Genomic DNA, 15,516 nt, shown 5'->3' on the forward strand with positions numbered 1-15,516 from the left:
GACCAGCTACGCGATAATCGCGGATCCAGGTCTCTGACTTCTACGCAATCAAATTCAAACTGACTTGCATCATTCGAAGAATACTCCTATTTATCTCAGCTATTATTCATATCAGAACCCTCTTCCAACGTTCTTCCTTTCAAATATAAATACACCATCAAGCCAACTCTGCCACACATATTGCATATTCTTTCAAGCATTGTTCACTAATGGGATAAATGCAGTTGCCTTGCAACATATATACTAGTTCTTGTAGTTTAATTCAGCTATTTTTGCAACAAACATTTGCATATGAAAATCGTACTCATAATATTTTTGCTTTGTTTTTTTGGGCACGAAATGAATGGCAGTAATACTGATTTTATATTTCGTCGCATATCACCACTTGGTGGATTTTCATCCGAATCGGTTAATGCAATTATTCAAGATCAAAATGATTTTATTTGGGTAGGAACCAATCATGGACTACTCAAATACAGTATGCGGGACGAAAACAAGTTCAGCAACGAAGAAAGGAAAAGTGACTGCCTTAAAAATGGCGCGATTAACTCCTTAGCCATTGACCGTGACGGACGCATATGGGTAGCAATCAGTGATAAAATATGCGTAATGGACAAAGCTACTCAGCTTTTTAGTCAATTTCATTACAATGATAAAGATGGCATCGTTAAAAACAAATATATACATCATATAGCGAGTGATAATGAAGGAAACATATGGATAGCAGATCAGGCTGGTATGGGCCGGCTTAATGCTGACAACGGCTATCTTGAACGCCTGGCCTTTGTTAACAATGAAAAACCTGTATACTTCTATTTTGATGTAAATAATAATGTATGGATTGGCACTCAGGAAGGCAGTGTTTATAAAGCAAAACTCACTGACCTAAAGCCAGAGTTGTTTATCCCTGCCCAGGGAAATAAGGTAACTTCCATATACAGAGACAATCACCACATTTGGATAGGCTATATAAAAAGTGGTCTCATCTTGTATTCAATGGATGGTACCCAAACAAAGCAGTTTGATTTTAATAAAGCGATGGGGGTCGATTATGATAGCTGGGATATTCGTAAAGTCATCAAGGATCGAAGTGGTACATTCTGGATAGCAACCTACTATGGCCTGTTTATCCAGCAACCCGGACAGCAGCTATTATGGATTGACAGTGACAAAAATCAAGGCTTACCCAACTCCTCTATTTTTGAACTGTTTGAAGACAAACAAAATGGAATCTGGATCGGGACATGGGCCGGTGGCATTAGTTATTATCACTATGCCAATAATCAGTTTATCAACTATTCACATTCCAAAGATCCATTATCTATCAGTAATAATATGGTCAGCTGTTTTGCCCAGGATAGCAATGGAAAAATATTTGTTGGAACCGAAAGGGGAGGACTCAACAGCTTTGATAAGCAACGAGGCATCTTTACAACGGTACCACTCTCCCACGACCAAAACACCTACAATATTAAATACCAGTGCTTTGATAGCTTTGGCGGGCATTGGGTGGCAACAAAAGCAAACGGACTTTGGTATAAACCAGCGGGGCTCAGCTCTTACACGCATTTTGATGCCGGTCCTGAAGACGGGAAGCATATTTCTTTCAATGAAGTTTATTCGCTTTTCCCGGTTGATTCAGGGGTATGGATAGGCACACACGGGGGAGGACTCAACTTCTACCATCACGAAACCAAGAAAATTTCTTTTCAATCGTCAATATTCCCCAACGAAATACCCAACAACTCGCCGTTCATTAAATCCATCATTGTTGATTCCAACTCCAATATCTGGATAGGCACCGTGAGCGATATCAGGTGCATTCCGCTTAAGCCCAACACATCCATTAAAAAAAATGCACGAGCCGGATTAAACAGATTAATCTACTCCATTACAGAACTTAAGAACGGTACAATCTGGATAGGAACTAAAACGGATCTCATTATTTATAATCCAAAAGATGACAAGTTTACCAGTTTCAACGCCAACAATCTGTTAAAAGACAATGCCGTTTATGGTGTTTTAGAAGACTTCAATCAACACATCTGGATTACAACCAATAATGGCCTGGTATTGTATAAACCGGAACACCAAACCGCAAGGCATTTTAAGACCTCTGACGGAATACAGGGCCTTTGGTTCAATCCGCAATCGGTATTCAAAGACCAGGATAACTTATTGTACTTTGGCGGCACCAATGGCTTCACTACTGTAAATCCCGATAACATAAAAATTAATACCCGACCACCAAAAGTCATTATAAGCGATGCCATCATTAACAATGAAAAGCACTACAATCTTTTCTATACCAACATGGACTCCGTTACCCATCAACTGCGTCTTAAACCAAATGAAACCACCCTCCGCTTTATGTTTACTTCGGACAACTACTTGTTACCCGAAAAAAACCGCTTCCAGTACCGGCTGGTCAATTTCTATGACGAGTGGATTGAAGCAGGGCAGGAGGCTTCAGCCATGTTCACCAACCTGAAATGGGGCTCATACATATTTGAAGTAAAAAGCTGTAACAATGACGGCATATGGTGCTTAGAGCCTGCACGCATACACATAACCATAACCAAGCCGCTTTATGCAACAAACACGGCCTATATTACTTATTTACTACTGATTGGCTCCATCCTGTTTTTCTTAATAAGAATATTAAAGGCACGGACAAAACTGAGAAATGACATATTAATACAGAAAATACAACACCAACAGGAAGAGGAAATCAATGAACTGAAATTAAGCTTCTTTACCAACGTATCGCATGAATTCAAGACCCCTCTATCACTTATTTCAGGGCCTACCAAATCATTAATCGAAGCTGATAACTTAACAGATTCTCAGAGAGAGATGGTAGATATTATTCAGCGCAACTCAAAGCGTTTACTTATACTGATCAATCAAATCATCGACTTCCGTAAATTGGAAGAAGGAAAAGAGAAATTAAACCTTTCGACTGATGATGTCATTGGTTTTCTTAAAGAGCGAAGCTTGCATTTTTCTTTTGACATCCAATCGAAGTCCATTTCTTTTACGGAAAGCTACCCGGATAAACACATTAAAATGGAGTTTGATCCTGAAAAACTGGATTACATTATTTTTAATTTGCTTTCGAACTCCTTTAAGTACACAACCAACAACAAGAAGATTAGTCTTTCATTAAAGAAAGGCAAACACCAACCTCCAAAAGATGAGTATCAAAACCACATCAGTTTTGGCGAACTCCACACCGACGAAACGGTATCTATTTTAATAGAAGATGAGGGGCCGGGAATAGAAGCGCAAGACCTCAGAAAAGTATTCGACCGCTTTGAGCAAGGCAAAGAGTTACGCAAAAACAGTTCGGGCATTGGCCTTTCATTGTGTCGCGACTTTACGCTTATGCACAAAGGCTGCCTGCATGCATACAGCACACCGGGTAAGGGCAGCTGTTTTGTCGTTCAGCTACCGCTAAAGCAAGAGGGTGAAAACATATATTTTGAATCCTATAGCACAACTGTTTCCCAGGATTTAGCAATTCACGGGGCTAAAGAAAAAAGTCAAAAATCAAATGCGATGGTTCTGATTGTGGAAGACAATCCGGACCTAAGGACTTACATAAGCTCGGTATTAAAGCCACACTACCAGACAAAAACAGCGGAAAACGGGATAATTGCACTGGATACCCTTCAATCAACAGCAGTGGATATAATTGTTTCGGATGTTATGATGCCTGAAATGGATGGCTTCGAACTTTGCGCTAAAATAAAAAGCGACATGGCCACCTCTCATATACCGGTCATTCTCTTAACCGCCCTTTCATCAAAAGAGAATCAGATTACAGGAATGCAATTGGGTGCTGATTCCTATCTATCAAAACCATTTGACGACGAGCTGTTACTAACTCAAATAGACAATCTACTGGAACAGCGTGCTAAGCTTCGCAAATATTTTGGCCCCAAAATACCGGCTACTGAATCATCCGAAATGAATGGGCTAGATAATTACTTCCTTAAAAAGTTAAACAATATCATTGAAAAACACTTAAATGACGAAGAATTCGATATTGAGCTACTCACGAGTCTGATTGGGATTAGCCGCTCCCAACTGCATCGTAAGCTTAAAAATCTGACCGGCTATTCAACTTCAGAATACATTCGTATCTATCGGCTGGAAAAAGCCATTAATTTGCTTAAAACAAATCAATACAATATTGATGAAGCAGCTCATATAGTTGGGTTCACTACTCACTCTTATTTTACCAGAAGTTTCAGGAAGCACTACAACCAAACGCCCAAAGAGTACTTGGCCAAACTACACCAGACAGAAAATGATAGCTAACACATCAAACCACTTTATAAATGAACTTTTGACATAAGTTACAAGAACACTCCAATATTTTGCACCCTACTATCATCATCACAACAGGCATTGGAAAATGATTTTCCACATTGAAGAGACAATAAAAAATGCTTATTTTGTGCTACTCTGGTGAAGGGTAAGTCTAAAGTTATGTATTCAATTAGAATATTGTTTTGTTTTGTATTTTTTGCTCCGGGTGTTGTTTTGGGGCAATATTCGTTGGACTCGCTGATGACCCGGCTTGATATAGCCATCGAAAATCATGCAAACTATTCACAACAGAAGGAAGAACGCTTGCAGAGACTTAAAGCGCAATTACAACATACACCCAAAAATTCCCTTCAAGAATACACCATAAACACAGAGCTTTACAACGAATACCGTCCTTACATTTGCGACTCTGCCATCTATTACAAAAACAGGAATATTGAAATTGCGAAACACCTCAACAACACCGAACTTCAGTACGAAAGTGAGCTTCAGCTGGCTTTCCTGATGGGTTCTACCGGAATGTACCTGGAAGCGGTTGATTTGATCATTTCAATTGACCGGCAGAAAGTACCAGCCAGGTTGCTGGTGGAATACTACAGCACCTATAAGCACATTTATTCTGAACTTGCCTTTTATACGCAAAACAAGCAGGGAGCCGAAAAATACTGGCAAATATCATCCCGGTACGGCGATTCGCTAAAAACGGTTCTTACACCTGCCGACGAACTGTATTATGTGGGAAAAGAAGACGACCTGAGAAATTCGGGAAGATTGGAAGAGTCATTGAAAGTGAACGATACCATACTGGCAAAATGCACCCTGGGGACCCGCGAATTTGCCATAACAAGTTACAATCGCTCCTTAACCTACCGAAAACTCAAAGACACGGAAAAGGAGAAATACTACCTCGCACTATCCGCCCTGTCGGATATACTTTCGGCAACAAAAGACCACGCATCGCTGTGGATGTTGGCCGAAATTCTGTACAAGGAAAACGATATGGAACGTGCCTATAATTACATTCGTTTTTCGTGGAGCGAAACGGTGTTTTACAACGCGCGCCTCCGAAGCCTGCAAAGCGCCGGCATCCTGTCGCTCATTGATTTAACCTACCAGGCAACCATTGAAAAGAAAAACAGGCAGCTAAAAAATTACTTACTGCTTTCGAGTATTTTGGGAGTTCTGCTCACCATTGCCTTTTTCTACATCTACAGCCAAATGAGGCGTTTATCCGTAACCCGAAAATACCTGCAGGAAGCCAATACAAATTTGCAAAGCCTGAACAATGAATTAAAACAGGTAAATCAGCAACTGCAAGTTGTTAACATAGACCTATCGGAATCCAACCAAATAAAGGAAGTATACATCGGGCATTTTATCAAACTCTGTTCTACTTACATCGATAAAATGGATGGGTTCCGCCGCATGGTCAATAAAAAGCTCACGGCGGGGCAGGTTTCTGAGTTGCTGGTAGCCACCCGGTCGCAGACGATGATGGAAAACGAGATTGAAGAACTGTACCGAAATTTCGACAAAGCATTTTTACGCATTTTTCCTCATTTTGTAGAGAAAGTAAACATGCTGTTGGTTGACGAAGAGAAAATTGTATTGAAAAAAGACGAACTGTTGAATGCCGAGCTAAGAATACTCGCCCTAATCCGACTGGGCATAAGTAACAGCTCGCAAATTGCTGATTTTCTAAGGTACTCGGTCAACACCATTTATAATTACCGGGCCAAAGCCAAAAGCCGGGCCGTATCACGCGACGAATTCGAAGATTTACTGGTTCTTATCCGATGAAAGCAAGCCCTGAAATTTCAGAATTTTGTTTTAACATAACTTTTCTGATTTTCGAAAATCCACATCGGCAAGAGCATCGCTTAACGCCCCAACTAGCCATCAACCATTTTGTGATCAAAGCATCTTCAAAGCTCCGGTAAAACAAATATTTGCAGGGTAACAATCCACTTCTGTTCCACTTTTTCACCTCCACCACACTATGTTAACAGACACAAAATAAGCAAACTAAGCCGTTCAAACAGGTACAAGCATCCACTTTAATTTTCGCCTCTCCCAAAGCAGCCTCATCATTAGATACCTTTGTAAAAGACAAAACAGGACAGACTTATTTAACAATTTATAATACCGTTCGGAATTTATTTACCAGAGTTTGAATAAGAGGTAAGCGTTGCGTTTTTCCCAAAAGGGCCATGCGCTTATTTCCTGATGAAAACTGATACTAATTAAATAACTTATCTATGGGAACTAATTTCTTTAAAGTAAAAATTCCTCTTGTTTATTTGCTTTTGATTCTATGCTTTGGCTTTTCGGCTCAGGCACAAAATCCCAAAAACATAACAGGAGTTGTAAAAGATGTTGCCGGAATACCATTGCCCGGTGTAAACATCGTGGTAAAGGGAACCTTGCAGGGTGTGATAACTGACCTTGACGGCCAGTACCAGATCAGCGTGCCCGGTAATGATGCCGTTTTGGTGTTTTCATACATCGGCTACCTTGCACAGGAAGTAGCAGTAGGCAATCAAGATGAGATCAATATTTCATTGAAGGAAGACCTGCAGCAAATTGACGAAGTGGTGGTAATTGGCTATGGCACTGTTGCCAAAAAAGACGTAACCACCGCTGTCTCTACAGTTTCAACCAAAGACATTGACGAACGCCCGATTGTCTCGGCAGCGCAGGCTATCCAGGGAAAGGCGGCCGGTGTTAATGTTTACCAGCCCAATGGAGCTCCCGGTGGCGAAATGGTTGTAAGAGTGCGCGGTACCACCTCCTTTAACGGAAGCAACGAGCCTTTGTACGTGGTAGACGGCGTTCCGGTTGATAACCTCAACTTCCTTTCTCCGCAGGATATTGCCAGCATGCAAATCCTGAAAGATGCTTCTTCTGCAGCTATTTATGGTTCGCGGGCTGCAAACGGCGTTGTTCTTATCACCACCAAACAAGCGGGCGGAGGTGCCAAAATTGCGGCCAATGTTCAAATGGGTGTGAGCCGTGTGGCCAACCAGATTGAATCGCTGAATGCCGCCCAGTACAAGGAGCTGATCGACGAAATCCGCCCGGGAACCATCCCCGAAGGTACCACCGATCAAACCGATTGGTTTGACGAAGTGTATGGAACCGGTATTACCCAAAATTACCAGTTGCAGATATCGGATGGCAACGAAAAGACCCGCTATTTTGTTTCCGGCGGTTATTTGAACGAAAAAGGAGTACTCAGTTCTGCATTTTTCCGTCGTTATAACCTGCGCAGTAATGTTGACAGCCAGGTACGTAAATGGCTGAATATTGGGTTGAACCTGTCGTATTCTGACAATACAAGTAACAGCGTAACTACCGGGGCCGGCTCCAACCGTGGAGGCGTGGTGCTTTCGGTGGTTAACCTACCCACGGCGGCCAGTGTTATCGATCCGGAAACTGGCTTGTACAACCGTCTGTTTTTCGGGCAAAACATTACCAATCCGGTTGAATCGCTCGAAAACGGCAAAAACAATAAAAACAACGAAAACCGCCTGATTGCTTCAGGTAGTGCAACCATTACTTTCCTGCCGGAACTGAACCTGAGATCATCGCTTACTGTTGACCGCAGAAACGGGAAAATAACAGGATTCACCCCTCCGGTTCATGGTTTAGACAGAGATGACTGGGGAAGTGCCTGGGACACACGAAGCATGAACACGCTTCTGGTATTCGACAATGTATTGACTTACAAGAAAACATTTGCCGAAAAACACAATTTCGAAGCAATGGCCGGTACCTCGTGGACGGATTCGCAATGGTCGCAAAGCTACATTAACGGAACTCATTTTAAAGACGGATATATCCAGACACTGAATGCAGCCAACAAAATTGCCTGGGACAATACCGGTTCTTCGGCATCTGCATGGGGTATTATGTCTGCTTTCGGACGTCTGTCGTACAACTTTGAAAGCAAGTACCTTTTTACATTCAACATTCGCCAGGACGGATCTTCCAAGCTGCACCCCGATCTCCGCTGGGGAACCTTCCCTTCGTTTTCAGGAGCATGGCGTCTGTCTTCCGAAGAATTCATGCGTGACATCGACTGGATCAGCGATTTAAAAATCCGCGGAGGCTGGGGACAAACAGGTAACCAGTCGGGAGTGGGTGATTACTCCTACCTGCAACGGTACAACATTACCCGTCAGCCATGGTTCGAAACCGGAAAAGAAGACGCTGTTCCTTCCATTCCCCAGGCAAACCTTCGCACTGCTGACCTTACCTGGGAAGCTACTTCACAAGTGAACATCGGCCTGGATGCTACTCTGTTTGAAAACAGGTTAACCCTAGTAATGGATTATTATAGAAAACATACAACCGATATGCTAATGTATGTTGGAGTGCCGGCAGGACCTTCAGGAGCAGCTATTATTACACGAAATGAAGGAGAGATGATGAACCGGGGTTTTGAATTCTCAGCAAGCTCACGCAATCTTACCGGAGCTTTTAGCTGGAATACCGATTTTAACATTTCCTTCAACAAAAACGAACTGCAAAGTCTTGAGTTACAGAAAATCTACTACGATGCAGAAACAACAGATGCTTTCCATAAAACACGTGTAGTACGAAATGAGCCGGGACGTGCCCTCGGCGGATTCTACGGTTACATCAGCGACGGTGTTGATCCGGAAACCGGCGAATTAATGTACCGCGATATCAACGAAGACGGAAAGATCACTGCTTCGGATAAAACCTACATTGGCGATCCCAACCCGACATTTACATTCGGGCTTACCAATACCTTCTCATACAAAGGATTCAATTTAAGTGTTTTCATGCAGGGCTCTGTAGGGAACGATATTTTCAATGCTTCGAAAGGAGACACGGAGGGCATGCACGACTTAAAAAATCAATCGACCAAAGTATTGGAACGCTGGCGTACCCCGGGACAAATTACAGATGTTCCCAAAGCAGGATTCAACTTGCAGCCTTCAAGTTATTTTGTTGAAGACGGCACTTACCTCCGGGTTAAAGATGTTACTTTCTCCTACAATTTCAATGGGGGTATTTTAAACAAATTGGGTGTTTCGCGCCTGCAACCGTATGTTACTGCCAGCAATTTGCTAACAATAACAAAGTACAGCGGAATGGACCCCGAAGTAAACCAGTGGGGTAACAGCGGTGCCGTACAAGGCATTGACTGGGGAACCTATCCGCATAGTAAAACCTTTGTTTTTGGACTAAATGTTGAATTTTAAAACTGCACAAAATGAAGTCAAAATATATTTTATTTATCCTATCAGTCTTCCTGTTTGCAGCCTGTTCGCTTGATTACGATCCGATCGACACCTATTCGGATGTAACCGAAGGGTTTAACCAGGACAGTGTACCCGTAGTATTTAGAGACAAAGCAGCTGTTTTATCACATCGGCAATTCTTGCTTGAGCGTTTTAAAAACGGCCAGGAACACTGGTACCTTGATATGTTGCTGCTTGCCGAATCGCATTCCGACAATGCCTATGCAGGTGCGCCCAATGCAGAAACCACTCCCTTTGAGGTTAACTCCATCGAAGGTTCAAACATTAACCTGAGACGCGACTGGAACGGGCACATGGCCAATGTAGGCCAAACCAATAAGCTGATCAATTTCATCGTCGATGTAAATGACGCATCCTTAACCCAGGCGGAAAGGCAGCAATACAAGGCCGAAGCCAAAATCCTCCGGGCCATGATCTATTTCGACATGGTACGGATTTGGGGAAATGTACCGCTGGTAACCACCGTAGCCGGCGACATTACTTCCGAAACCATTAAGGATGTTTACCCGGCTTATTTCCCGCCGCAAACGGACGCTTTGACCATCTACCAGCAGATTGAAGAAGACCTTCTGGAAGGACTGCAATACGCACCCGACAACAGCGCTGCCGATAAAACACAGCTGTCGAAATCAGTTGCCCGTGCTCTGCTCGCTAAGGTCTATGCAGAAAAACCTTTGCGCGATTACGACAAGGTGATTAAATATGCCGATGAGTTAGCCGGCGATGGCTTTGAATTAGTGGAAAACTTTGGCGATCTGTTTGGCGTTACTTTAACGGATCCCAATTCTCCGGCATCGCAGCAAAACAAAGCCATTGATGCAAAAGCCCGGAATACAAAGGAAACTATCTACGAAGCTCAATTTTTCCCCGGCAACACGAACTGGGTAACCTGGATGTATGGTCGTCCGCTGAATGACTGGACATTTTATTTCACCTGGCTAAAATGGATCACACCGTCGCGCGACCTGATAAAAACATTTAACAGCGAAGTAGGCGATAAACGTTACGAGGAATCGGTTGTGTTTTATCAATGCGACTGGAACGTGTATTACCCGGCCGACAATTATCCATTTATGTACAAATGCCGCAGCGCCTACAACAGCATTATTAAATTGCGTTATGCTGATATTCTGCTCCTCAAGGCGGAAGCATTGATCAGCAAAGGCGACTACAACGGGGCTGCTGCCATTATTAACCAAACCCGCCGCCGGGCAGGGCTAAGCAATCTTCCGTCGTCGGCAACTGCCGGACACGAGCAAATTATGCAAGCCTATCTGAAAGAACGCCGGCTTGAGCTGGCTTTCGAAGGCCAGCGCTGGTTCGATCTTGTTCGCCTCGATAAAGTGGAAGAAGTAATGAATGCCGTTTACGACAAGGATGAAGGACGCCCCGCGCAGGTTTACCCCTTCAACAGCTTATCCTACATTCTGCCTATTCCACAGGACGTAATCGACCAGAACCCCAACCTGGTTCAAAATCCTGGTTATTAAACTATGAACAGTAAACTTTTAAAGAGATAATTATGAACTCGATATATAAAATATTCATGCTGATCGGGGTGCTTGGCTTGTTCTTCGCTTCGTGCGACGATGAATACGGCCCCCGCAAAGAATCAATTCCGGTTTTTGAAGCCGTAACCGTTACCCCGGCAAGCTTTACCTTTGGCGATTCCATTACGTTAAACGCCCGGATGAGTGATCCGGCCACAATACTTGCTACCTTAAAATACGAAGTGGTATCAGAAGGAAGAGTGGTGGCTTCAGGAGTAATTCCAATGGCAGGAGATACATTCCTGGTAAATCAGTCCATTTTTATTCCCTTGCTGAACAACCAGGCCGATAATTCGGATGTGGTGGTAAACCTCGTAGCTGCAAATGTTCTGAAAGGAAAGGACTCCTATCAGGTTACAGGCCTGACAGGAAAACGCCCGGTATACAACCAACTTTACCTGGTTACCGACGATGGAACTGTTGCGATGCTTTCACCCCGGTCTTCCGACAAAAACAAGTTTGAAGCAACTGAACTTACTTTTGAGACATCGTTCCGTTTTAAAGTGGCTGAAAAGCTGAATGCCGATAAAACCATCGATTACAGCGGAGCGGTTTTTGGCAATGTGAATGGCCAAATGGCCATGATCAGCGAAGCAGGCGAGTCGGCTTTTGCTTATACGCCCAATGCCGATTATACCAAAGCTTTTGTTTACGACAATTACGCCTTTGGTGTAGCCACTACAGGAAGTAACCTGGGAGCCGACGACCTGGCCTTGTCAGCTTTTGGCAACCAGGATATTTATGGTGAATCGTTCCGCACCCTGAAACGCACCCTCGAAAACGGTAAAACGTACCAGGTTTTTGGCAAACTGGGAGATGCAAGCAACATCTACAATCCTGATTTCTTTGAGCGAATCTCTGATTCACAGGTGAAATTCCTCGGAGCAACAGGCGAATACACTCTCTATTACAACCCGGTTCGCAAAAACATTTTTGTGGGAGTCGATAATCCGGCCTATCCTGAATACCTGCTGGCTTGCGGTTGGGGACTGGGATACCCTACAAATGTAACTTCCGACGAAATAAATGCCGTATACCCGGGGCACAAAAGGGTACATACCGACTGGGGTTTTGGCCACGTGATGAATTATGTCCTGCTGCGTCAGATAAACGATGGTGTTTACCAGGGAACTTTTTATACTCCGGGCGACCAGGATCATTATGCCGGGTTTAAACCCTTTGAGAACACAGGTTGGGCAAATGAGAAAAAAGCAGGTCAGTTTACATTTACCGGCGAACAGATTATTTCAGGCGATAACAACTGGGACATTCCTAACGGTGAAAACGACCCGGTGATTGAGTCAGCCAATTATCGTTTTACAATTAATCTGAACGATAACACAGTACACATTGAAAAAGTAACGCTCTGATAAGATGAAGATACAATTCGATTTAAAACTGATTTTACTGGCGGCGGTGCTTTGCGGATTTGTTGCCTGCAGCGACAAAAACAAAGACAACGGCGGCGTGGATGAAATTCCGGATACCGAAACCGGCGATGTAACGATTTATGTTACAACCAACAACCGGACACAGGATTTCAAAAAGCACGCTGTTGATTTCAGTGAAAAAAGCAATATGTCGCCAACCACCATCAAGCTGGAACCCAACACAAGGTACCAGACTATGGATGGTTTTGGAGCAGCGGTAACGGGCTCTACCTGTTACAACCTGATGCAGATGACGGCCGAGAACCGGACTAAATTTCTGAAGGAAACGTTTTCGCCGACTGAAGGAATGGGACAAAGTTACATCCGCATTTCCATTGGTTGTTCCGATTTCTCGCTAAGCGAATATACCTGCTGCGATAATCCGGGCATTGAGAATTTCGGACTCACATCCGAAGAAAATGACTACGTTATCCCAATTATAAAGGAGATTCTGTCCATTAATCCGGACATAAAAATCCTGGGATCGCCCTGGACCTCTCCACGTTGGATGAAAGTGAATAATCTTACTGATTTGCAGCCCTTCAACTCATGGACCAGCGGGCAGCTAAACCCGGCTCATTATGCAGACTATGCCACCTACTTTGTAAAATGGATTCAGGCTTTTAACGCGCAAGGAATAAATATTTATTCTGTAACGCCGCAAAACGAGCCCTTGAACCGCGGAAATTCAGCATCCCTTTTTATGGGCTGGGAAGAACAACTCGAGTTTGTAAAAAACAACCTGGTTCCGGCATTAAAAGCAGCTTCGTTAAACACAAAAATCTATCTGTTCGACCACAATTACAACTACGATAATATGGCGGATCAGAACGATTACCCGGTAAAAATTTACGATGCCGGAATCGACGATGAGCTTGTTGCCGGAGCGGCCTATCACAACTATGGCGGAGACAAATCGGAACTGCTGGATATACACGGAAAATATCCCGAGAAGGAGTTGATTTTTACCGAAACATCCATTGGTACCTGGAACGATGGCCGCAATCTGGAAGTGCGTTTGATCGACGACATGCGGGAAGTGGCGCTGGGTACCGTAAACAACTGGTGCAAGGGCGTTATCGTGTGGAACCTGATGCTCGACAGCGAGCGCGGGCCCAACCGCGAAGGCGGCTGCCAAACCTGTTACGGCGCAGTTGACATCGACCGTTCCAACTATTCGACCATCACGCGCAACTCGCATTACTACATCATCGGGCACTTATCCTCAGTGGTTAAACCGGGTGCCGTGCGCATCGGAACTTCGGGCTTTGCCGACGGCGGATTTTACATGTCGGCCTTTGAAAATACCGATGGTACCTACGCAGTGGTTCTACTCAACAGTAATACCGCTTCCAAACTGATTACGCTCGACGACGGCGCGCACCACTTCAGCTACGAAGTGCCTGCTAAATCTGTGATTTCATATCGATGGAAAAAATAAAAACTAACACAATGAAGAACTTAAAATACTTGATACTTATACTGGTGGGCTTTACGGCTTTCATTTCGTGTACTGACGAGGTAAACGAAATCCAACAGGCGGGAAATCCCGTCCTGGAAATGGAGAACCAGTTTTCGAATGTACATTTTGGCGACATGCTGCCTTTTTCGGCTACCGTAAGCGACGAAATTCCTCTCTCTACGCTCACTGCCATCCTGTATTTTGGCGATGAAGAAGTAGAACGGACCACCATCCGCACCAAGGAAAACGGCGAATATTCAGGAGTGATTGAAATACCGTTTCACAAAGATATACCTGACGGAACGGCCACGCTCGAATTTATTTTAGTGAATACGACGCTCAAGCGAATCACAAAAACCTTTGATGTGCCGATTACCCGCGCACAATATCCTTATTTGATTTTGGTAACCGAAGATGCTTCGTACCCCATGCTCCCAACCGGGCAGGCCCACGAGTATGCTGCTACTGAAGCCTTCCCGTCAACCGATCTTCCGGCATACATTAAAACTCCGGCTCTCGACGAAAAAGGAAGCGAAATCGTATTCGGATGGGATGCCGGAGCAGTAACCGAAGGCACCGCTACAAATATTCCTTTTGTAAGTCCGGTGGCCGGAACTTTCGCGGTTACCTTCAATACCCTTACCTACACAGCTGCTCCTTTCTTCGAAATCCTTTTAAACGGAGAAAAAATGCACATGGTTGACAAGGAAAATTACCAGTTGGACGTGGAGCTCACACAGGGTCAGGATATCACCATTGAAGGATTGGAAAACATTGCCGACTGGTGGATTGATGCCGATTATCTCACCAAAAAGGAAAACGGGCTGTATACTTTTGTTCCGATCACCGGCAAATATCGCATTTCGGCCAACCTGAAACTCAATTATTTCAGAGTGGAAGTACTTAGCGGAAATTCGGTTGCTTCGTTAAATGCCGACGGCACCGGAGCAATCTGGGTGATTGGCGACAATGTTGGCAAACCATCGTTAACAGATAATTACCTGGGTTGGAACACCGACAAAGCCTTGTGTATGGCGCCGATTGGTGCAAAAAAATACCAATTGACTTTAGTCGGCGGTAAAAACATCAGCCTTGATGGTATCAACTTCAAGTTTTTCCACCAGAAAGGCTGGGGTGGAGAATTTGGAAGCGCCGCTATTTCAACAAGCAGTGAAATTGTATTCATTGGTGATGGTACCAATGGCCGCGATAACGGTAACCTTGGCCTTGTTTCTGGAGTAACACTCGAAGAAGATGCTACCTACGTGTTCACCATCGATGTGTCGGCAGGCATACAGCAAGCCGTACTGACGGTTACGAAACAATAAAAGAGATATATGCAGAGATGAAAAGGTCGTGCGCCGTCAGAGAGAATGGTGCACGGCCTTTTTTTACAGAAAAGCTTTCGAACCACCGATTGCGGACAACATTGAACATTTAAA

7 protein-coding genes are annotated in these 15,516 nt (G+C 43.9%); all 7 read left to right on the forward strand.

Features of this window, described 5'->3' with window-relative positions; genetic code table 11:
• Window positions 1-291: 291 nt before the first annotated feature.
• Window positions 292-4,326, forward strand: a complete 4,035-nt coding sequence (locus INQ51_RS06630) for a two-component regulator propeller domain-containing protein (RefSeq protein ID WP_233377093.1) — start codon at window positions 292-294, stop codon at window positions 4,324-4,326.
• Between the two features lie 171 nt (window positions 4,327-4,497).
• Window positions 4,498-6,138: a DUF6377 domain-containing protein gene (locus INQ51_RS06635; RefSeq protein WP_233377094.1), complete on the forward strand. Its 1,641-nt coding sequence runs from the start codon at window positions 4,498-4,500 to the stop codon at window positions 6,136-6,138.
• 458 nt (window positions 6,139-6,596) lie between these two features.
• Complete coding sequence (locus INQ51_RS06640) at window positions 6,597-9,572, forward strand: SusC/RagA family TonB-linked outer membrane protein (RefSeq protein WP_233377095.1); 2,976 nt, start codon at window positions 6,597-6,599, stop codon at window positions 9,570-9,572.
• 11 nt (window positions 9,573-9,583) lie between these two features.
• Window positions 9,584-11,122 carry a RagB/SusD family nutrient uptake outer membrane protein gene (locus INQ51_RS06645; protein ID WP_233377096.1) on the forward strand — a complete coding sequence of 513 codons (1,539 nt, stop codon included), beginning with the start codon at window positions 9,584-9,586 and terminating at the stop codon, window positions 11,120-11,122.
• A gap of 32 nt (window positions 11,123-11,154) precedes the next feature.
• Window positions 11,155-12,552 (forward strand): hypothetical protein, encoded by a 1,398-nt coding sequence (locus INQ51_RS06650; protein ID WP_233377097.1) that lies wholly within the window; start codon window positions 11,155-11,157, stop codon window positions 12,550-12,552.
• 4 nt (window positions 12,553-12,556) lie between these two features.
• A complete protein-coding gene (locus INQ51_RS06655; protein ID WP_233377098.1) occupies window positions 12,557-14,053 on the forward strand; it encodes a glycoside hydrolase family 30 protein in 1,497 nt (498 codons plus the stop codon).
• An 11-nt stretch (window positions 14,054-14,064) separates the two neighbouring features.
• Window positions 14,065-15,402, forward strand: a complete 1,338-nt coding sequence (locus INQ51_RS06660; RefSeq protein ID WP_233377099.1) for a DUF5125 domain-containing protein — start codon at window positions 14,065-14,067, stop codon at window positions 15,400-15,402.
• The last annotated feature ends 114 nt before the right edge of the window (window positions 15,403-15,516 follow it).

Source organism: Maribellus sp. CM-23 (assembly GCF_021354595.1).
Classification (GTDB): Bacteria; Bacteroidota; Bacteroidia; order Bacteroidales; family Prolixibacteraceae; genus Draconibacterium.

Excerpts from the sequence above, each read along its gene's own strand:
- INQ51_RS06630 (WP_233377093.1), top strand. The coding sequence starts at position 292 with ATGAAAATCGTACTCATAATATTTTTGCTTTGTTTTTTTGGGCACGAA.
- INQ51_RS06635 (WP_233377094.1), top strand. The coding sequence starts at position 4,498 with ATGTATTCAATTAGAATATTGTTTTGTTTTGTATTTTTTGCTCCGGGT.
- INQ51_RS06640 (WP_233377095.1), top strand. The coding sequence starts at position 6,597 with ATGGGAACTAATTTCTTTAAAGTAAAAATTCCTCTTGTTTATTTGCTT.
- INQ51_RS06645 (WP_233377096.1), top strand. The coding sequence starts at position 9,584 with ATGAAGTCAAAATATATTTTATTTATCCTATCAGTCTTCCTGTTTGCA.
- INQ51_RS06650 (WP_233377097.1), top strand. The coding sequence starts at position 11,155 with ATGAACTCGATATATAAAATATTCATGCTGATCGGGGTGCTTGGCTTG.
- INQ51_RS06655 (WP_233377098.1), top strand. The coding sequence starts at position 12,557 with ATGAAGATACAATTCGATTTAAAACTGATTTTACTGGCGGCGGTGCTT.
- INQ51_RS06660 (WP_233377099.1), top strand. The coding sequence starts at position 14,065 with ATGAAGAACTTAAAATACTTGATACTTATACTGGTGGGCTTTACGGCT.